The organism is Pseudomonas sp. Irchel s3f19, from assembly GCF_900187555.1.
GTDB classification, from domain to species: domain Bacteria; phylum Pseudomonadota; class Gammaproteobacteria; order Pseudomonadales; family Pseudomonadaceae; genus Aquipseudomonas; species Aquipseudomonas capeferrum.
In genome coordinates, this window is the sequence record NZ_FYDW01000001.1 from 871,615 (window position 1) to 890,450 (window position 18,836).

At 62.9% G+C, this 18,836-nt stretch carries 20 protein-coding genes; 8 read left to right on the forward strand and 12 right to left on the reverse strand.

Annotated features, from left to right (window positions below; genetic code table 11):
* Window positions 1–40: 40 nt before the first annotated feature.
* Window positions 41–1,693: a cyclic peptide export ABC transporter gene (locus CKW22_RS03830; protein ID WP_095063770.1), complete on the forward strand. Its 1,653-nt coding sequence runs from the start codon at window positions 41–43 to the stop codon at window positions 1,691–1,693.
* A gap of 291 nt (window positions 1,694–1,984) precedes the next feature.
* Here the strand turns inward: CKW22_RS03830 and CKW22_RS03835 are convergent, their stop codons facing one another.
* Both CKW22_RS03835 and cysK read right to left on the reverse strand, forming a co-directional pair.
* Window positions 1,985–2,920 carry an aspartyl/asparaginyl beta-hydroxylase domain-containing protein gene (locus tag CKW22_RS03835; protein WP_033699725.1) on the reverse strand — a complete coding sequence of 312 codons (936 nt, stop codon included), beginning with the start codon at window positions 2,918–2,920 and terminating at the stop codon, window positions 1,985–1,987.
* Window positions 2,921–3,092: 172 nt separating this feature from the next.
* Complete coding sequence (gene cysK / locus CKW22_RS03840) at window positions 3,093–4,067, reverse strand: cysteine synthase A (protein WP_033699727.1); 975 nt, start codon at window positions 4,065–4,067, stop codon at window positions 3,093–3,095.
* A gap of 133 nt (window positions 4,068–4,200) precedes the next feature.
* On the opposite strand from cysK, the gene CKW22_RS03845 reads away from it, so the two are divergent.
* The 3 genes from CKW22_RS03845 (at window position 4,201) to CKW22_RS03855 (ending at window position 7,507) form a co-directional block, all read left to right on the forward strand.
* A complete protein-coding gene (locus tag CKW22_RS03845; RefSeq protein WP_033699729.1) occupies window positions 4,201–5,274 on the forward strand; it encodes a DUF748 domain-containing protein in 1,074 nt (357 codons plus the stop codon).
* A gap of 196 nt (window positions 5,275–5,470) precedes the next feature.
* Window positions 5,471–6,316, forward strand: coding sequence for a MoxR family ATPase (locus CKW22_RS03850; RefSeq protein WP_033699731.1), 846 nt, complete (start codon window positions 5,471–5,473; stop codon window positions 6,314–6,316).
* A gap of 12 nt (window positions 6,317–6,328) precedes the next feature.
* The gene (locus tag CKW22_RS03855) at window positions 6,329–7,507 is read left to right on the forward strand and encodes a VWA domain-containing protein (protein WP_033699733.1); all 1,179 of its coding nucleotides are present in this window, start codon (window positions 6,329–6,331) and stop codon (window positions 7,505–7,507) included.
* Window positions 7,508–7,552: 45 nt separating this feature from the next.
* Here the strand turns inward: CKW22_RS03855 and CKW22_RS28070 are convergent, their stop codons facing one another.
* From CKW22_RS28070 to CKW22_RS03880, 5 genes are all read right to left on the reverse strand, one after another.
* Window positions 7,553–8,332: an RHS repeat-associated core domain-containing protein gene (locus CKW22_RS28070; RefSeq protein ID WP_095063771.1), complete on the reverse strand. Its 780-nt coding sequence runs from the start codon at window positions 8,330–8,332 to the stop codon at window positions 7,553–7,555.
* A gap of 145 nt (window positions 8,333–8,477) precedes the next feature.
* Complete coding sequence (locus tag CKW22_RS03865; protein WP_095063772.1) at window positions 8,478–9,395, reverse strand: biotin-dependent carboxyltransferase family protein; 918 nt, start codon at window positions 9,393–9,395, stop codon at window positions 8,478–8,480.
* The gene (gene pxpB, locus CKW22_RS03870; RefSeq protein ID WP_033699738.1) at window positions 9,392–10,087 is read right to left on the reverse strand and encodes a 5-oxoprolinase subunit PxpB; all 696 of its coding nucleotides are present in this window, start codon (window positions 10,085–10,087) and stop codon (window positions 9,392–9,394) included. Before pxpB ends, CKW22_RS03865 begins: the two co-directional genes overlap by 4 nt.
* Window positions 10,084–10,863 (reverse strand): 5-oxoprolinase subunit PxpA, encoded by a 780-nt coding sequence (locus CKW22_RS03875; RefSeq protein ID WP_033699740.1) that lies wholly within the window; start codon window positions 10,861–10,863, stop codon window positions 10,084–10,086. The genes pxpB and CKW22_RS03875 overlap by 4 nt, the downstream gene beginning before the upstream one ends.
* A 9-nt stretch (window positions 10,864–10,872) precedes the next feature.
* A complete protein-coding gene (locus CKW22_RS03880; RefSeq protein ID WP_033699742.1) occupies window positions 10,873–12,159 on the reverse strand; it encodes an MFS transporter in 1,287 nt (428 codons plus the stop codon).
* 131 nt (window positions 12,160–12,290) lie between these two features.
* Here CKW22_RS03880 and CKW22_RS03885 point away from each other — a divergent pair, with 131 nt between their 5' ends.
* Complete coding sequence (locus CKW22_RS03885) at window positions 12,291–13,208, forward strand: LysR family transcriptional regulator (RefSeq protein WP_033699744.1); 918 nt, start codon at window positions 12,291–12,293, stop codon at window positions 13,206–13,208.
* A 64-nt stretch (window positions 13,209–13,272) separates the two neighbouring features.
* Here CKW22_RS03885 and CKW22_RS03890 read toward each other — a convergent pair whose 3' ends face one another.
* Genes CKW22_RS03890 through CKW22_RS03900 form a run of 3 tightly spaced genes read right to left on the reverse strand, consistent with a single transcriptional unit; the run spans window position 13,273 to window position 15,086 of the window.
* Window positions 13,273–13,794: a DUF2937 family protein gene (locus tag CKW22_RS03890; protein ID WP_033699746.1), complete on the reverse strand. Its 522-nt coding sequence runs from the start codon at window positions 13,792–13,794 to the stop codon at window positions 13,273–13,275.
* Between the two features lie 9 nt (window positions 13,795–13,803).
* Window positions 13,804–14,577, reverse strand: coding sequence for a class II glutamine amidotransferase (locus CKW22_RS03895; protein ID WP_033699748.1), 774 nt, complete (start codon window positions 14,575–14,577; stop codon window positions 13,804–13,806).
* Window positions 14,578–14,591: 14 nt separating this feature from the next.
* Entirely contained in the window at window positions 14,592–15,086 is a 495-nt protein-coding gene (locus tag CKW22_RS03900; RefSeq protein WP_033699750.1) for a hypothetical protein, read from the reverse strand.
* Between the two features lie 111 nt (window positions 15,087–15,197).
* Between CKW22_RS03900 and CKW22_RS03905 the strand changes: the two genes are divergently transcribed.
* Window positions 15,198–17,240, forward strand: a complete 2,043-nt coding sequence (locus tag CKW22_RS03905; protein ID WP_095063773.1) for a S9 family peptidase — start codon at window positions 15,198–15,200, stop codon at window positions 17,238–17,240.
* Between the two features lie 38 nt (window positions 17,241–17,278).
* On the opposite strand, the gene CKW22_RS03910 is transcribed toward CKW22_RS03905, so the two are convergent.
* Window positions 17,279–17,557 carry a hypothetical protein gene (locus CKW22_RS03910; RefSeq protein ID WP_095063774.1) on the reverse strand — a complete coding sequence of 93 codons (279 nt, stop codon included), beginning with the start codon at window positions 17,555–17,557 and terminating at the stop codon, window positions 17,279–17,281.
* Window positions 17,558–17,689: 132 nt separating this feature from the next.
* On the opposite strand from CKW22_RS03910, the gene CKW22_RS03915 reads away from it, so the two are divergent.
* Both CKW22_RS03915 and CKW22_RS03920 read left to right on the forward strand, forming a co-directional pair.
* Window positions 17,690–18,061, forward strand: a complete 372-nt coding sequence (locus CKW22_RS03915; protein WP_027594605.1) for a YajD family HNH nuclease — start codon at window positions 17,690–17,692, stop codon at window positions 18,059–18,061.
* 71 nt (window positions 18,062–18,132) lie between these two features.
* Window positions 18,133–18,603: an RNA methyltransferase gene (locus tag CKW22_RS03920; protein ID WP_033699757.1), complete on the forward strand. Its 471-nt coding sequence runs from the start codon at window positions 18,133–18,135 to the stop codon at window positions 18,601–18,603.
* Between the two features lie 110 nt (window positions 18,604–18,713).
* Here CKW22_RS03920 and CKW22_RS27215 read toward each other — a convergent pair.
* On the reverse strand, window positions 18,714–18,836 hold a 123-nt coding region (locus CKW22_RS27215; protein ID WP_143500697.1), incomplete at its 5' end, for an aldehyde dehydrogenase family protein.

An 18,836-nucleotide genomic window follows, 5' to 3' on the forward strand; every position in this document is an offset into this window, starting at 1 on the left:
TGCGCCGCCCACCCCCACTCCATCACCGAGATCGCGCTTCATGAAAACGTCTTCCCCCGGGGCCATCCGCGAATTGCTGGGCCTGCTGAAACCCTACCGCCCGGCGGTCATCGTCTCGGTGCTGCTGGGCATGGTCGGCGGCTTGGCCGTGACCGCGCTGCTGGCCACCGTCAACCAGGGCCTGCATGCCGCCGACGGCATGAGCCAGGGCGTGATCCTGGCCTTCGCCGGCCTGTGCGTACTGGCACTGGTGAGCAGCGTGGCCGCCGACAGCGGCACCAACTACGTCGGCCAGAAGGTCATTGCCCGGTTGCGCAAAGACCTGGGCGCCAAGGTGCTGTCTGCGCCCATCGAGCAGATCGAGCGCTACCGCACCCACCGCCTGATCCCGGTGCTGACCCGCGACGTCGACACCATCAGCGACTTCGCCTTCGCCTTCGCGCCGCTGGCGATCTCACTCACCACCGTGATCGGCTGCATGGCCTACCTGGCCTGGCTGTCGTGGCCGATCTTCCTCATCACCCTGGTGGCGATCGGCATTGGCAGCGCGATTCAGTATGTCGCCCGGCAAAAAGGCGTGGCCGGCTTCAACGCCGCCCGCGACGCCGAGGACAACCTGCAAAAGCACTACTCGGCGATCGCCGAAGGCGCCAAGGAGCTGCGCATCGACCGCCGCCGCCGCCACGCCATGCTGACCCGCAATATTCAGGGCACGGCGGACTTCATCGCCAACACCCACATCCGCTCCATCAACATTTTCGTGGCAGCCAAGAGCCTGGGCTCGATGCTGTTCTTCGTGGTCATCGGCTTGACCCTGGCCCTGCAATCGCTGTGGCCGAGCAACGACCCAGCGGTGATGAGCGGCTTCGTGCTGGTGCTGCTGTACATGAAAGGCCCGCTGGAGACGCTGATCGGCAACCTGCCGATTCTCGGCCGCGCCCAGGTGGCGTTCCGCCGCATCGCCGACCTGTCCGAGCGCTTCTCCTCGCCCGAACCGCACCTGCTGCTGGACCAGCCGGTCAAACGCAGCGCCCCGGGCAGCGCCCACCTGGAGCTGCACAATGTCGAATACGCCTACCCACCGGTGGACGGCAAAGAGCCGTTTCGCGTGGGGCCGGTGAACCTGAGCATCGAGCCGGGCGAGATCCTGTTCATCGTCGGTGAGAACGGCTGCGGCAAGACCTCGCTGATCAAGCTGCTGCTGGGCCTGTATACCCCGCAGCGCGGCGAAGTGCGCCTGAACGGCGTGGCAGTCGGGCCGGAAGGGCTGGACGATTATCGCCAGCTGTTCACCACCGTGTTCGCCGATTACTACCTGTTCGAAGACCTGCCCGAGCACGAGCACAGCCTGCCGAGTGATGCCACGCGCTACCTGGAGCGGCTGGAGATTGCGCACAAGGTCAGCGTGCGCGATGGCGCGTTCACCACCACCGACCTGTCGACCGGGCAGCGCAAGCGCCTGGCGCTGGTCAATGCATGGCTGGATGGCCGGCCGGTGCTGGTGTTCGACGAATGGGCGGCCGACCAGGACCCGACCTTCCGCCGGGTGTTCTATACCGAGCTGCTGCCGGACCTGAAGCGGCTGGGCAAGACCATCATCGTGATTTCGCATGATGACCGGTACTTCGATACGGCGGACAAGGTAGTGCACCTTAGCCGCGGGAAGGTGGTTGAGGCGCTGGAGCCGGCGTGAGATAGCGTTGTGAGGGCTTGAGGGGCGGTCAGGGAAATGACCGCCCTTTTTTGTGCGCGCTGAGAATGCATGGGGGCAGCAAGGGGCTTGTCTTGGTAGTTATAGCGCCTGGGAGATCGAGCGCCGCCCGCGCGGCGCTCGATATATGCACCCCTGCAAAACTAAAGACAGGCACATAGTTGCCTTCACCCTATCGCCCGACGAACACATCGCAGCCATCCGCCCACAACATTTCGCGAAAAGCCCGTCAGTCCGCCAACTGGTCAACCCTCTATATCCGCCGAGTAGAAGTCAGAACAACCAGCGATACAACAGATACGCCACCACCACCGCCAACACCGGCCGCAGAATGCGGTAAGCCTTCGGATTGGCGCGCTTGAACTGTTTCACATGGCCGCTGATCTTGTTGCTGAAGCGCTTGCTCCAGGCATACGCCTGGTTGATCCCGCCAACGCGCTCGTCGTCGGTGTTCTGCGGCGCAGTGGCGCGGCCGAGGAAGGCGCTGACCTGGCGGTTGATGCGGGTCATCAGCGGGCTGCTCAGCGGGCGCTCGATGTCGCAGAACAGGATCACGCGGGTGACGTCGGTTTCGTTCTTGACCCAGTGCACGTAAGTCTCGTCGAACATCACATCCTCACCGTCACGCCAGGCATACACCTGGCCGTCGACGTAGATGCGGCAATCGTCGGAGTTGGGTGTGGACAAGCCCAGGTGATAGCGCAACGAGCCGGCGAACGGGTCGCGGTGCGGGTTCAGGTGGCTGCCGCCTGGCAGCAGGGCGAACATCGCGCCCTTGACGTTGGGGATGCTGCTGACCAGCTCGACGGTGCGCGGGCACAGGGCTTCGGCCGATGGCAGCGGTTTGTCGTACCACTTCAGGTAGAAGCGCTTCCAGCCCTTCTTGAAGAACGAGCCGAAGCCTGCGTCGTTGTCTTTTTCAGCCGCGCGGATATAGCCCTCGTCGAACAGGCGCATGGCCTCTTCGCGGATGTCCTGCCAGTTGTCCTTCAGCACATCCAGCTCGGGGAAGCGTTGGCGGTCCAGGTAGGGCTTGGAAGGCACGCCGGAGAACAGGTACATCAGGGCGTTATACGGGGCGAACAGCGCCGAATGGTTGACGAACTGGCGCAGCACCGGCAGGCGCGCCTTGCCGCGCAGGTGCACGAAAAGCACGCTGCCGAAAAACACCAGCAGGACACCCGCCTTGGCTGCAAAGGAAAAGGTCATGCAACACTCCTTGGAAAGGAAACAGGCCTGCGCTGCCTGCTCCCAAAAAAATCATCCGGCCATCATAAACCCATCCCGCCCCGGTACAAACAACCTGGGCGGGATCTGAGTCATGAAGATTTTGCAATAAACCGGATCACCGAGTGTTGCGCCTGGTCAGCGGACGGGGCGTTTACTGCTGGTTTTCCTGCTCGCTGAACAGGTCGCTGAACAGCATGCTCGACAGGTAACGCTCGCCCGAGTCGGGCAAAATTACGACGATGGTCTTACCCTGCATCTCCGGTTTTTCAGCCAGGCGCACCGCTGCCGCCATTGCTGCGCCACAGGAAATACCGCACAGAATGCCCTCCTCCTGCATCAGGCGGATGGCCATGGCCTTGGACTCTTCGTCGGTCACCGTCTCGACCTGGTCGACGATGGAGAGGTCGAGGTTTTTCGGCACGAAGCCTGCGCCAATGCCCTGGATCTTGTGCGGGCTGGGCTTGAGTTCTTCACCGGCCAGGGTCTGGCTGATCAGCGGCGAGGCCAGCGGCTCCACCGCCACCGACAAAATCGACTTGCCTTGGGTGTGCTTGATGTAGCGCGACACGCCAGTGATGGTACCGCCCGTACCCACACCCGCCACCAGCACATCGACTGCGCCGTCGGTGTCGTTCCAGATCTCGGGGCCGGTGGTTTTTTCATGGATCGCCGGGTTGGCCGGGTTTTCGAACTGGCCTGGCAGGAAGTACTGGGCCGGGTCGGAGGCGACGATTTCGTTGGCCTTCTCGATCGCGCCCTTCATGCCCTTGGCCGGCTCGGTCAGCACCAGCTCGGCGCCCAGCGCCTTGAGCACCTTGCGCCGCTCCAAGCTCATTGAGGCCGGCATGGTCAGGATCAGCTTGTAGCCTCGGGCGGCGGCGACGAATGCCAGGCCAATGCCGGTGTTGCCCGAGGTGGGCTCGACGATGGTCATGCCGGGCTTGAGCTTGCCGCTGCTCTCGGCGTCCCAGACCATGTTCGCGCCGATCCGGCATTTGACCGAGTAGCCTGGGTTGCGCCCTTCGATCTTGGCCAGGATGGTCACCCCACGCGGGGCGATGCGGTTGATCTGTACCAGCGGCGTGTTGCCGATGGAGTGGGCGTTGTCTGCGTAGATACGGCTCATGGCAGGGGTCCTTGAACGTGAAGAAGCAGGGAAAGACTTCAAGGGTAAGCCTGCCCCGTTGGCCCGTAAAGCCTGTTCGAACTCCCGAGCGGCGCCTGCGGTCAACCGCACATCCTGCCTTGGAGAGCCGACAATGAAAGCTCGCTACCGCTGGCCGCTGGTAGGCCTGGCCAGCCTGGTCGTGCTGCTGGTTGCCCTGCACCTGGCCCTGCCCTACCTGGTACGCGACTACCTCAACGACAAACTGGCCGACATGGGCGACTACCGCGGCCAGGTCGTTGACGTGGACCTGGCCTGGTGGCGCGGCGCCTACCAGGTCAACGGCCTGAAAATCGTCAAGACCACCGGCAAGGTCCCGGTGCCGCTGCTCGACGCGCCGTTGATCGACCTTTCGGTCAGCTGGCATGCACTGTGGTACGACCGCGCCGTGGTGGCCGAGGTGACCTTCGTGCGGCCCGAGCTGAACTTCGTCGATGGCGGCAGCAAGCAGGCTTCGCAGACTGGCCAGGGCACCGACTGGCGCCAGCAGCTGGAAAAACTGCTGCCCATCACCCTCAACGAAGTACGCATTCAAGATGGCGTGCTGACCTTTCGCAACTTCACCTCCAAGCCGCCGGTCGACCTCAAGGCCACCCAGCTCGACGCGCGCATTCGCAACCTGACCAACGTGCGCAATGAGAAAGGCCGGCGCGACGCCAGTTTCGACGCCCATGCCCTGTTATTTGGCGATGCCAAGGTCGAGAGCCGCGCCACGTTCGACCCCTTCAGCGACTTCGACGACTTCGAGTTCCGCCTGCGTGCCACCGGCATACAGCTGCGCCAACTCAATGACTTCGCCAGTGCCTATGGCAAGTTCGATTTCAATGCCGGGCACGGCGACCTGGTGATCGAAGCGCAGGCCGAGAACGGGCGGCTCAATGGCTATATCAAGCCGCTGCTGCGCGATGTCGATGTGTTCAACTGGCAGCAGGATGTGCAGGACAAAGACAAGGGCTTCTTCCGCTCGGTGTGGGAGGCGTTGGTGGGGGCGACTGAAACCGTGCTGAAGAACCAGCCGAAAAACCAGTTCGCCACCCGCGTAGAGCTTAGTGGCAGCGTGCACAAGCAGGATGTCAGCGCTTTCGAGGCTGTCTTGCAGATACTGCGTAACGGCTTTGTCCAGGCATTCAATGCGCGCTATGAGCAGCCTGCGCCCAAGCCTGACTGAAAGCGCGTGACGGGGCATTCAGGGACTGAATACCCGGTCTGCGTTTGCAGGCGTCTGGGGCCGGGGTATAGTCGCTGACAAACGATAAACATGTGTTGCCTGGGCCGGCCCTTTCGCGGGGCAAGCCCGCTCCCACAGGGGTTATGCAGTCTCTGTGCGTAGAGAACGGCCCAGGCACCCTGCAGAGGACACTCCCATGAAGTTCGAAGGCACCCGCGACTACGTCGCCACAGACGACCTGAAACTGGCGGTAAACGCGGCCATCACCCTCGAACGCCCGCTGCTGGTCAAAGGCGAACCGGGCACCGGCAAGACCATGCTCGCCGAGCAGCTCGCCGCCTCCTTCGGCGCCCGCCTGATCACCTGGCACATCAAATCCACCACCAAGGCCCACCAGGGCCTCTACGAATACGATGCGGTCAGCCGCCTGCGCGATTCGCAGCTGGGTACCGAGAAAGTCCACGATGTACGCAACTACCTGAAAAAGGGCAAGCTCTGGGAGGCTTTCGAGGCTGAGGAGCGGGTGATTCTGCTGATCGACGAAATCGACAAGGCCGACATCGAGTTCCCCAACGACCTGTTGCAAGAGCTCGACAAGATGGAGTTCTACGTCTACGAAACAGACGAGACCATCAAGGCCAAGCAACGCCCGATCATCATCATCACCTCGAACAACGAAAAAGAACTGCCGGACGCCTTCCTGCGCCGCTGCTTCTTCCACTACATCGCCTTCCCCGACCGCACTACGCTGCAACAGATCGTCGACGTGCACTACCCGAACATCAAGCAATCGCTGGTCAGCGAGGCGCTGGACGTGTTCTTCGACGTGCGCAAGGTGCCGGGCCTGAAGAAAAAGCCCTCCACCTCCGAGCTGGTCGACTGGCTCAAGCTGCTGATGGCCGACAACATCGGCGAAGCGGTACTGCGCGAGCGTGACCCAACCAAAGCCATCCCGCCGCTGGCAGGCGCCCTGGTAAAGAACGAGCAGGACGTGCAGCTGCTCGAGCGCCTGGCCTTCATGAGCCGGCGCGGCAACCGCTGACAGGAGCCGGTCATGCTGCTCAACCTGTTCAACGAAATGCGTGCGGCCAAGGTGCCGGTGTCGGTACGCGAACTGCTCGACCTGCTGAACGCCCTGCAGCAACGCGTGGTGTTCGCCGACATGGACGAGTTCTACTACCTGGCGCGGGCCATCCTGGTGAAGGACGAGCGCCATTTCGACAAGTTCGACCGGGCCTTTTCCGCCTACTTCAAGGGCCTGGAAAACCTCGACCGCCACCTCGAAGCGCTGATCCCCGAAGACTGGCTACGCAAGGAATTCGAGCGCTCGCTGACGGATGAGGAGCGTGCGCAGATCCAGTCCCTGGGCGGGCTGGACAAGCTGATCGAGGAATTCAAGAAGCGCCTTGAAGAGCAAAAGGAACGCCACGCCGGCGGCAACAAGTGGATCGGCACCGGCGGCACCAGCCCGTTCGGTTCGGGCGGTTTCAACCCCGAAGGCATCCGCGTGGGCGAAGCCGGCCAGCGCCAGGGCAAGGCGGTCAAAGTGTGGGACCAGCGCGAGTACAAGAACCTCGACGACCAGGTCGAGCTGGGCACGCGCAACATCAAGCTGGCCCTGCGCCGGCTGCGCAAGTTCGCCCGTGAAGGCGCGGCCGAAGAGCTGGATATCGACGGCACCATCGACCACACCGCCCGCGACGCCGGGCTGCTGAACATCCAGATGCGCCCGGAGCGGCGCAACACCGTGAAGCTGCTGTTGCTGTTCGACATCGGCGGCTCGATGGATGCCCACGTCAAAGTCTGCGAAGAGCTGTTTTCTGCCTGCAAGACCGAGTTCAAGCACCTGGAGTATTACTACTTCCATAACTTCGTGTATGAGTCGGTGTGGAAGAACAACCTGCGGCGTACGTCGGAGCGCTTCTCCACCTTCGACCTGCTGCACAAGTACGGCGATGACTACAAAGTGGTGTTCGTCGGCGACGCGGCCATGGCGCCCTACGAGATCACCCAGCCCGGTGGCAGCGTCGAGCACTGGAACGAAGAAGCCGGGTATGTGTGGATGCAGCGCTTCATGGAGAAATTCAAGAAGATCATCTGGATCAATCCCTACCCGAAACAGGCGTGGGACTACACCGCGTCCACGCATTTGGTGCGGGATTTGATCGAGGACAAGATGTATCCGCTGACCTTGCAGGGGTTGGAGGATGGGATGCGGTATCTGTCGAAATAGAAAAAACCCACCCCTGCGGTGGGTTTTCGCAGCCCCGTGCACCTATTAGGCTCGACGCAAATACTGTAGGTTTTTATTAAGCAACTTGTTAGTCTCACCTGCCAGCCTTCCATAGGCCATCTGCAAAGCAACCAGGGATATCCGCGCCCTCTCACTTGTGCCTGGCTCTTGAGACTTCCAAGCAGCCTGAAGATAATGATTCAGTCTCTCAACATCGGACGGCAAGATACCTTCAGGTATTGGCTGACTAAGCATTGTACCGCTCGCAATAAATTCTGCTGTTTCCAACAAAGAAATAGTTTCTCTGACCAACGTTAAACGTGCCTTACTACGCTCGAATAAATTATCCGGAAGGGCCTTCAAGTAGGCAATCTTCCTAAGACGCTTGGACTTTGGATCCTCCAGTTCTAACAGGCGTTCAAACTCAGAAAAATTAACGGCTGCCTGACGTTTCTCTTCTTGCAAGCGTTGACTTGACCAAAACTTCGTTTGTTCCTGTCGCTGCGCGTTTGAAAGTCTACCGAAAAATACTTCACCAAACACTTTAGCGAAACGGGGCATACGACCGGTGGGATCATCACCGTTTATGGGGTCGCCCAGACAGTATCCATAGGCGTTGCGACCACCTTGGGCAAAGGGGCTGAGGGCATCCGGCGACAAAAAGCGCATCAATAGAGGGCTGAAATTTCTATGGCCATTGCCCAGTGGATAACACCCGATCATGAAATCATACCGCTGACCATTGAAACTCACCCACGGTGCATGCTGCTTGCTGAAACCATAAGCCGTGTAAATCACAGGTCTCGCATCGTTTGCTAGTTTCATCGCCCCCCCATGCGCTTCACACACTGACCGAGGATTGAATTATCCCCCTCGTCATAAGGTTAAGTTCAACCCTATGAATCGCTACGCCCCAGTATTGAGTTAGTGCCAGCACTGGGCAACTGGTAAAAATGCCAGTCAGCCCATCTCATTGCCAGCGTTTGCCCCAGGCCTGATGCTCTTGCCACGCCATTTCCTGAACCACTGCCCTAAGCCGCACAGCCGCCCCCGGCATACACTGCGCCAGTTGCGCCAACGCCAACGGCGTCAACGCCCCCAACCGCGGGTACCCACCAATGGTCTGCCTGTCATTGAGCAGCACAATCGGCTGCCCATCTGGCGGCACCTGCACCGCCCCGAGCGGGATCCCTTCGGAGATCATCGCCGCACCCTGATAGACCAGCTGTGGCCCAAGCAATCGGATACCCATGCGGTCTGCTCGGCTGTCTAAAGTCCAATCACTGTTGAAGGCTTCAAACAGGCTCATACCGCTGAAGTCAGCAATCTGCGCGCCCATCACCAGGTCGAGCACAGGCTTTGCCGAATACACGGGTCGCAACGCTTCGGGCACTTCACGCAGGGCCGGTGCTGAACCCGCAAACGCGAGCACCTGCCCTTTGCCCAGCGCTTCCCCGCGCCCATCAATGCCGCCCAGCGCTTCACGGACAACCGTGGCGCAACTGCCCAGCACAGCCTCTGCCTGGAACCCGCCCGGGGCTGCAAGATAGGCCCGCACGCCCTGCTTGGGCTGCTTCAGGGTCAGGCGCTGACCTTTGGCCAGGGCAAAACTGCGCCACGGTGCCAGGGGCTGTTCATCGACCCGCGCATCCAGATCGGCGCCAGCCAAGGCCAGTACGCAATCCTGCTCAGCCACCACGCTGAATCCGCCCAGCGCTACCTCGATCACCGGCGCCCCCAGCGGATTGCCCAGCAGCCAGTTGGCCCAGTGCATCGCCACCCAGTCCAGCGCCCCACCTTGGGTCACGCCCAGGTGACGCACGCCAAAGCGCCCGGCATCCTGCAACTGGCACAGCGCGGTGCTGGCTTCGATCTTCAACTGCGTCATGCCTGTGCCTCCAGCGGGCTGTCATCTCCGCCCAACGCCATGAACTCGGCGTGCGATACAGCCACGAAGCGCACCCGGTCGCCCGGTTGCAACAGGCTGTAGCCCTCGCGCTCACGGTCGAACAGGCGCACCGGGGTGCGCCCGATCAGGTTCCAGCCGCCTGGCGATACCGCCGGGTAAGCGGCGGTCTGGCGCTCGGCAATGCCCACGCTGCCAGCCGCCACGCGCTTGCGAGGGGTGCTCAGGCGCGGCGTGGCCAGGCGTTCGTCCACCAGCCCCATGAAGCCGAAGCCCGGCGCAAAGCCCAGGGCGAAAACCGGGTACTCGCGCCCGGTGTGCAAGCGAACCACTTCGGCCTCGGTCAGCCCGCTTCGGCTGGCCAAGGCAGGCAGCTCGGGGCCGACACTGGCGTGGTACCACACCGCAATCTCATGGCGCCGACCACTGTTGCCTGCATCAGGCTGCAACCCCTCCAGCGCCTGGGCGATCAACGCCCTCGCCGTGCTCGGCGCACTGTCGTACTGCACCATCAAGGTGGTGTAGGACGGCACCAGCTCAATCAACCGCTCGCCGAAGGCTGCATGCAAGCGCTGGCAGGCCGCGAGGATCCACGGCATGTTGGCTTCGTCGATGGTGTCGAACAGGCGCACCATCAGGCTGTCGATGGCGACCACTTCAATGCGCAGCTTCATGCCCGCTCCAGCGCATCGAGGGCTTGGCGGATCTGCCGCACCGCCGCCACTGAACTGTCGTTGTCGCCGTGCACGCACAGGGTGCTGGCCTGCAGGTGCAGCGCACTGCCATCGTCCGCCACCAGCGCTTCGCCACGGGCCAGGCGCAGCGCCTGCTCGACCACCAGCGCCGGGTCGTGATGCACGGCGCCAGGCAGGCGCCGCGACACCAGGTGGCCGCTGGCGGTGTAAGCCCGGTCGGCAAAGGCCTCAAACCACAGCGGCACGCCAATTTCGTCGCCCAGGGCCTGGGCTGCACGGTTATCGGCGGTGGCCATGAGCATCAGCGGCAGGCTGCTGTCGTAGGCCGCCACGGCTTCGAGCACCGCGCGCAACTTGAGCGGGTCGGCCATCATGTCGTTGTACAGCGCACCATGGGGTTTGACGTAGGCCACTCGGCCGCCGAGCACCTTGCAGATGCCGTCCAGCGCACCGATCTGGTAGTGCAACAGGTCGCGGATTTCGTCCTGGCTGCAGGCCATGGCGCGGCGGCCGAAGCCAACCAGGTCCGGGTAGGCCGGATGCGCGCCGATGGTCACCCCATGCGCCAGGGCCATTTCCACGGTGCGGCGCATGATGCCGGGGTCACCGGCATGGTAGCCGCAGGCGATGTTGGCGCAATCGATATACGGCATCACCTCGGCGTCCAGGCCCATGCGCCAACTGCCGAAACTTTCGCCCATGTCGCAATTGAGAAGCAGGCGTTCCACCACACGGACTCCCTTGTCGATGTTCATAGGCCTACCTTACCGTGACTGGAGTTGTTTGCCGCGTGTTTCCGGCAGGCTGAGCGCCGCCAGAATGACCACGCCATACGACACCGCAGAGAACACGCCAATACCCAGCCCCAGCGGCACCTTCTCGCCGAGCATGCCGATCAGCAACGGGAACAGCGCAGCGATGACCTTGCCGATGTTGTAGCAAAACCCCTGCCCCGAGCCGCGGATGCGCGTGGGGAACAATTCGGTCAGGAAGGCCCCCATGCCGCTGAAAATGCCCGAGGCAAAGAAACCCAGCGGGAAGCCCAGCCACAGCATCACGCCATCGCTGACCGGCATCTGCGTGTACAGCAGCACGATGACGAACGAGCCCACGGCGAACAGGATGAAGTTTTTCTTGCGCCCCAGCAGGTCAGACAAATAAGCGCTGACCACATAGCCGATGTAAGACCCCACGATCACCATCGCCAGGTAGCCACCAGTGCCCAGCACGCTCAGGCCACGTTCGCTCTTGAGAAAGGTCGGCAGCCACGAGGTGATCGCGTAGTAGCCGCCCAGCGCACCGGTGGTCAGCAAAGAAGCGCGTACGGTGGTCCAGAGCATGCCAGGGGCGAAAATCTCGTAGAAGTGCGACGGCGCCTCGGCCTTTGCAGCGGCCTTGGCCTCGCGGTACACCTCAGGGTCCTTGACCAGACGGCGCACGAAGATCACGAACACGGCCGGCACGATACCCAGCAGGAACAACGCACGCCAGGCCTGCTCGGGTGGCAGGTAGGAGAACAGCAAGGCATAGAGGATCGCCGTCAGGCCCCAGCCGAGCGCCCAGCCCGACTGCACCATGCCCACGGCCTTGCCGCGGTGCTCGGCGCGGATCACTTCACCGATCAGTACCGCACCCGCCGTCCATTCGCCGCCAAAGCCAAAGCCCATCAGGGTACGGGCGATCAACAGTTGCTCGTAGCTTTGCGCAAAGCCGCAAAGGAAGGTGAAGAACGCGAACCACAGCACCGTCAGTTGCAGAGTGCGAACACGGCCGATGCGGTCGGAGAGGATGCCGGCGACCCAGCCACCGACAGCCGAGGCGATCAGGGTGCTGGTGTGGATCAGCCCGGCCTCGGCGGTGCTGATGCCCCAAATCAGGATCAGCGTGGGGATGACGAAGCTGAGCATCTGCGTGTCCATGCCGTCCAGGCCATAGCCGATCTTGCAGCTCCAGAAAGTACGCCGTTGCTGTTTGTCGATGTCGCGATACCAGGCGAAGGGCCCGGTCGAAGGAGGTGTAGCGACCTGCTGCTGCACGCCGGTGGGGTTCATGCTTGCCTCGGCTTGTTGGTATTGTTTTATGGGGCGACCAGATGCGTCGCGGCCTGGGCATCATTGTTCAGAGGCCGCGCGGCTTGCGTCCAACGAGAAAAACCCCCGGTCTGGAACAAGAAAAACTGATCATGAACCTTCGCTTCCTCGAAACCTTCGTCTGGGTCGCCCGGCTCAAGAGCTTCCGTCTGACGGCAGAAAAGCTGTTCACCACCCAGGCCTCGGTCTCCAGCCGCATCGCCGCGCTGGAGGCTGACCTGGGCGTCAAGCTGCTGCTGCGCGATTCACGCGGCGTCAGCCTGACCCCAGAGGGCAGCAAGGTGCTGGAGTACGCCGAGCGTATGCTCGACACCGCCAAGGCCATGAAGCAGTCGTTGGACAGCGACCGGGCCAAGGTCGGGCGCATCCGCATCGGCGTGATGGACACGGTGATCCACACCTGGATGAGCGCGCTGGTGGCCGCGTTGACCGAACGCTACCCGCAGGTTGAGATCGAGCTGGTGGCCGATACCGCGCTGAACCTGCGCGAGCAGCTGCAAAAAGGCTTTCTCGATGTGATCCTGCAGACCGACCTGTTGCGCGAACAGTCGATCCGCAGCCTGGACCTGGCGCGCTACCCGATGGGCTGGATCGTCGCTGCAGGCTCGCTCCAGCAGCGCGATTATGCCTCGCTGGCCGAGCTTGGCCGCGAGCGCATCGTGACCTTTTCGAAGAACTCGCGGCCGCATCAGGAGGTACTCAGCCTGCTGCAGGGCGCAGGGGTGCAAACACCGCGCTTGAATTGCGTGAACTCGGTGGCGGCGATTACCCGGCTACTGCGTGACGGCTTCGCGATCGGTGCGCTGCCACCGGCGCTGGTGGATGCGGAGCTGGGCCTTGGTGAGTTGGTGCTGCTGGAGGGCTTGCAACCACCCCCGAGCCTGGAACTGGTGGTGGCCTGGCAGACCGGCGTGGCATTGGTGGATGAGGTGGTAGGGGTTTGCCGGCAGGTGCTGGAACAGTATGCGCGGGATGTGGGGGCTCAGAGAATTGTGCTGGTTGCACAGTAGGTGCTTGCCATTGGATATGCTGTGTCCATGAGGCCCCAAGCAACCGCTAGAGCCCGGTGCAACCTCAGCGCCAGCTTTCCTTCACCACCCTGCGCCGCCCGCCCATGATTACCCAGCCAATGGCAAGCAACAGGCTCTCGACCATGAAGGCCAGCACAAACCCGGCACCAATGCCCCAGCCAATCGCTTCCGGCACCAGCAGTATCTGGTAGCTGTAGCCCTTCAGCGTTTCTTCACGCATTTGCGGGTCTGGCTGCACCAGCACATGCCAGGTGCGGCTGGCCCACGAACCCTGCAACGCCTGCCATTCGTTTTCCAGCAGTTCATTGCGGATCATCAGGCTTTCGATGCTGTTGGCATCACTGTTGAACACCGGGTCGTCACTGCTGCGGTAATGCCGCAGCAATGCCTGCAGGTCGCCATTGAAGAAGCGTTCGGCAGTCTGCTTGAAGCCATCAAGCGCCTGGCGCGACTCGAACAGGTGCGCCTCGACCCGCTGGCTGTAGTCGTTGATCAGCCCCGGAACCTGGATACCGGCCAGCAGGCCGAACGTGAACAGCAACAACCGCAGGTAACTTCTGAACATGCAGCGTCCTTAGCTCTGGCCTTGCGCAACGCACTCTCCGTGCCGCCACAGTGCCCATTGACCCGGCGCGTAACGCTGCCAGGTCTCGTTCTCGGTCAGGGCCTCGGTGGCAATCACCGTGACCACGTCATTGGGGGTCGTTTCGGTGTGAAAATCGACGATCAGGTCGACATCCTTCAACCTTGCAGCGCCAAAGGGTGCGCGACGGGTGATGTGCACCAGCTTGGTCGAGCAGAAGCAGAACAGCCAGTCGCCATCGCTGAGCATGCAGTTGAACACGCCCTTGCCACGGTAGCCGGCACAGGCTTCGACCAGCACCGGCAGCAGCTGTTCCACGGCGACCGGCTCTGGGAACGCCGCACGAATGCGGTTGAGCAGGTCGCAGAAGGCCGCTTCGCTGTCGGTGTCACCCACAGGCCGGTAGAAGGTGGCTTCACCCTTGAACTCGCCCAATTGGCCGTTATGCGCAAAGCACCAGTTGCGGCCCCACATTTCGCGCACGAACGGGTGGGTGTTGGACAGGCAAACCCTGCCGACATTGGCCTGGCGGATATGGCCGATGACCACTTCGCTCTTGATCGGGTAACGCTGCACCAGGTTGGCCACTTCCGACTCGCTGCTCGCCGCCGGGTCCTGGAACAGGCGCAGGCCGCGCCCCTCATAGAAGCCGATGCCCCAGCCATCACGGTGCGGGCCGGTGCGGCCACCGCGCTGCATCAGGCCGGTGAAACTGAAAACGATGTCGGTGGGGACGTTGGCACTCATGCCCAGCAATTCGCACATGCGCGTGTCTCCGGTTACAGACGAGGCTCGACCCGGCCGCCGCCAGCAGGTGCGGCAGGGGGATCGTTGCGGTAACGGTCGCGGCGTTCGGCCGACAAGGGGGCCTGGGCCGTGACGTCGGCATCCTCGACGGCCTGGCGCTTGGCCGCTGCCTCGGCTTGCTCGCGACGCTCACGGGCGCGCTTTTCCAGCGGCCAGCGCAACAGCACGAAGAGCAGGTAGAGGGCAAAGGCGATCATGCCGTACATGGCAAAGTCGGAAACCGCGCGCCAGGCGTTGTTGCCCACCTTGAAGGCAACGTCCAGGGCGGTGATGGCAATCGCCGGGGCAAAGCTGTCCTTGACCGGGTCGACGACGGTCGGGGTCAGCAGCAGCACCGCCAGGATCACCCGCAGCGGTTCGCGCAGCCAGCGCCACATCCATCCGGTGAGCTTGAAGCCCACCAGCAGGCAGCCCAGGGCGGCAAGGGCGTACAGGCCCCAGGCGAGGGTATAGTCGTTCTCGGTCATGGTGTTCGTGCAAGCCAGGCAAAGAGTTGCCTATGATAAACACTTTTCAGGGCGCAGGCGCCCCTCCGCTGTTCGGAGGCCCGCGCCGACCTCCCAGCCAAGAGAATGCAGATGCCCACCCAGCCCCAGCCCCCCATTGCCCGCGCAGACCAGTCCAGTGACCCGTATGCCTGGCTGCAGCAGCGTGACACCCCCGAGGTGCTCGACTACCTGCAGGCCGAAAACAGCTACCAGGAGGCCTGCCTGGCCCATCAGGCGCCATTGCGCGAACAACTGTTCGAGGAAATCAAGGGCCGCATCCTCGAGACCGACCTGTCACTGCCCTCGCCCTGGGGCCCGTACCTGTACTACACCCGCACCACCGCCGGCGACGAGTACCCACGCCATTACCGCTGCCCGCGCCCGGCCGACGACTCCAACACGGTGGATGAAAGCCGCGAGCAACTGCTGCTCGACCCTAACGCCCTGGCCAACGGCGGCTTCCTGTCGCTGGGTGCCTTCAACGTCAGCCCCGACCATCGCCTGCTGGCCTACAGCCTCGACACCAGCGGCGATGAGGTCTACACCCTGTACGTCAAGGACCTGGGCAACGACCGTGTCACCGCCCTGCCCTTCGAGGACTGCGACGGTAGCCTGACCTGGGCCAATGACAGCCAGACGCTGTTTTTCGCCGAACTCGATGACACCCACCGCCCCTGGCGCCTGCGCCGCCACACCTTGGGCGGCAGCGACGCGCCGACTGTGTTCGAAGAGCCGGACGGCCGCTTCTTCCTGCATTGCTACCGCACAAGCTCCGAACGCCAGCTGGTGCTGTTGCTCAACAGCAAGACCACCAGCGAGGCCTGGGTACTCGATGCCCAAACTCCGCAGTTGCCGTTCACCTGCCTGGCGCCGCGGGTGGAGGGCCATGAGTACTTCCCCGACCACGGCCAGCTCGATGGCCAGTGGCAGTGGTTCGTGCGCAGCAACCAGGACGGCATCAACTTCGCCCTCTACCACGCCCCGGCCAACCAGGTCCCGACCCGTGATCGCTGGCAACTGCTGGTGCCGCACAACGAAAAGGTCATGCTCGAGGGCCTGAGCCTCAACGCGGGGGCGCTGACCCTGAGCCTGCGCGAAGGTGGCCTGCCGATCATCGAAGTGCGCCCGCAGGGCCTGCCTGCCTATCGCGTCGAATTGCCGGATGCGGCCTACAGCCTTTACGTGCAAGACAGCCTGGAATTCGCCAGCAGCCGCGTGCGCCTGCGTTACGAAGCGCTCAACCGCCCGGCCCAGGTGCGCCAGCTGGAGCTGGCCAGCGGTGCGCAGGTGGTGCTCAAGCAAACCCCGGTGCTGGGCGTGTTCGATGCCGACGACTATGTCAGCCAGCGCCTGTGGGCCACCGCCCAGGACGGCACCCAGGTACCGATCAGCCTGGTGCGTCGCCGCGAAGACCTGGGCAAGACCGTGCCGCTGTACCTGTATGGTTACGGCGCCTATGGCGAAAGCCTCGACCCGTGGTTCTCGCATGCGCGCCTGAGCCTGCTGCAGCGCGGCGTGGCCTTCGCCATTGCCCATGTGCGCGGTGGCGGCGAACTGGGTGAGGCCTGGTACCGGGCCGGCAAACAGGAACACAAGCAGAACAGCTTCACCGACTTCATCGCCTGTGCCGAGCACCTGATCGCCGAAGGCGTGACCTCGCCCGAGCGCCTGGCGATCAGTGGTGGTAGCGCCGGCGGGCTGCTGATGGGGGCGGTGCTCAACCTGCGCCCTGAGCTGTTCCGCTGCGCGATCGCCGAAGTGCCCTTCGTCGACGTGCTCAACACCATGCTCGACCCCGACCTGCCGCTGACCGTCACCGAGTACGACGAATGGGGCAACCCGCAGGAGCCTGAGGTGTATGAGCGCATCAAGGCCTACGCCCCGTACGAGAACGTCAAGGCCCAGGCCTACCCGGCCATGCTGGTGGTGGCTGGCTACAACGACAGCCGCGTGCAGTACTGGGAGGCGGCCAAGTGGGTGGCCCGCCTGCGCACACGCAAGACCGATGACAACCTGCTGCTGCTCAAGACCGAAATGGGCGCCGGGCATGGCGGCATGAGTGGGCGGTACCAGGGGCTCAAGGATGTGGCGCTGGAGTATGCGTTTGTGTTTGGTGAACTGGGCGTGAACTGACCCATGCTGGGGGCGCTCTGCGCCCCTTTCACAAACCCTCAGTCCTCCTCCACCGGCACCTTGACCGGCTCTGGCCGCAACCCCGGCAAAGGCTGGTCTTTAGGCGGCCCCGGCACCGGCATCGGTGGCAACAGCGGCGCGCCAGGCTGGCTGTCGTATGCCTTGGGCGGCGTACTTGGGGTGATCTGCGGGTAAGGCGTGGGCGTAGGCGTGCCAGGCGCACCGGGCACGGGTGTATTGAGCCTGGGTGGCGTGCTGGCCGCTTCGGCCATGGGCAAGCCAGCCAGCAACAACGCGGCGAGGATCGCATGCAACATCAGCAACCTCCTGTCGGGAACCTTTCTACAGGCTACGCCTAAATGACAGCTTTCGCCTGTCCGCCTGGCCTGCAAGCGCGCTAGACTCAGTGGCATAACCGTCATTTGCCTGATCAGAACAAAGGAAACACCATGAGCTCGGCCTCTACTTCCGCCGCCACCGCGCGCCTCGACCGCATCCTCGCCGATGCCAAGCGCGACAAAGAAATGGGCTACCGCGACAAGGCCCTGAAGATGTACCCGCATGTGTGTGGCCGCTGCGCCCGCGAGTTCGCCGGCAAGCGCCTGAGCGAGCTGACGGTGCACCACCGTGACCACAACCACGACAACAACCCGCAGGACGGTTCGAACTGGGAGTTGCTGTGCCTGTACTGCCACGACAACGAACACTCGCGCTATACCGACCAGCAGTATTTCAGCGAAGGCTCGACCAGCACCCCGAGCATCGCCAAGGCCACCCACAACCCGTTTGCCGGGCTGGCGGGTCTGCTGAAAAAAGACTGAATATCGATTCCCCCCCCGCTGCTACCGGCGAGCCCGTATAATCGCGCTTTTTACGCGAAGGGCCCCGGTACGTGGCAAACAAACGATACAGCTGCATCGGCCTGTTCAACCCCAAGTCGGCAGAAAACGTCGGCTCGGTGATGCGCGCAGCAGGTTGCTACGGCGTCAACTCGGTGTTCTACACCGGCAAGCGCTATGAACGCGCCCGCGACTTCGTCACCGACACCAAGCGTGTGCACTACGACATCCCCCTGATTGGCATCGACGACCTGCAGCGCATCATCCCGCTGGGTTGCACGCCTGTGGCAGTGGAACTGGTCGAAGGCGCACGGCCGCTGCCCGAATACACCCACCCGGATCGCGCCATCTACATCTTCGGGCCGGAAGACGGCAGCCTCGATGCCAGCGTGCGGGCGTGGTGTGAAGAAACCATCTACATCCCGACCGAAGGTTGCATGAACCTGGCGGCGACGGTGAATGTGGTGCTGTATGACCGGTTGGCCAAAGGCCTGAATACCCGTTCCGGGCCCAAGTTCAAATAAAAAGCCACTTCTGATGGTGCTCATGCCGGCCCCGCGAAGAGGCCGGCACAGACAAACCAGAAGCGGCCAGGTGCTGAGCTCCGTCAGAACAGCACCGTCCTGCAGTCAGCTCACGCAGCGTTGATCCAGATGGTCTTCAACTCCGTGTACTGGTCATGGGCCCAGATGGACTTGTCACGCCCACCAAAGCCGGACTCTTTGTAGCCACCGAACGGCGTCGACGCATCGCCCTC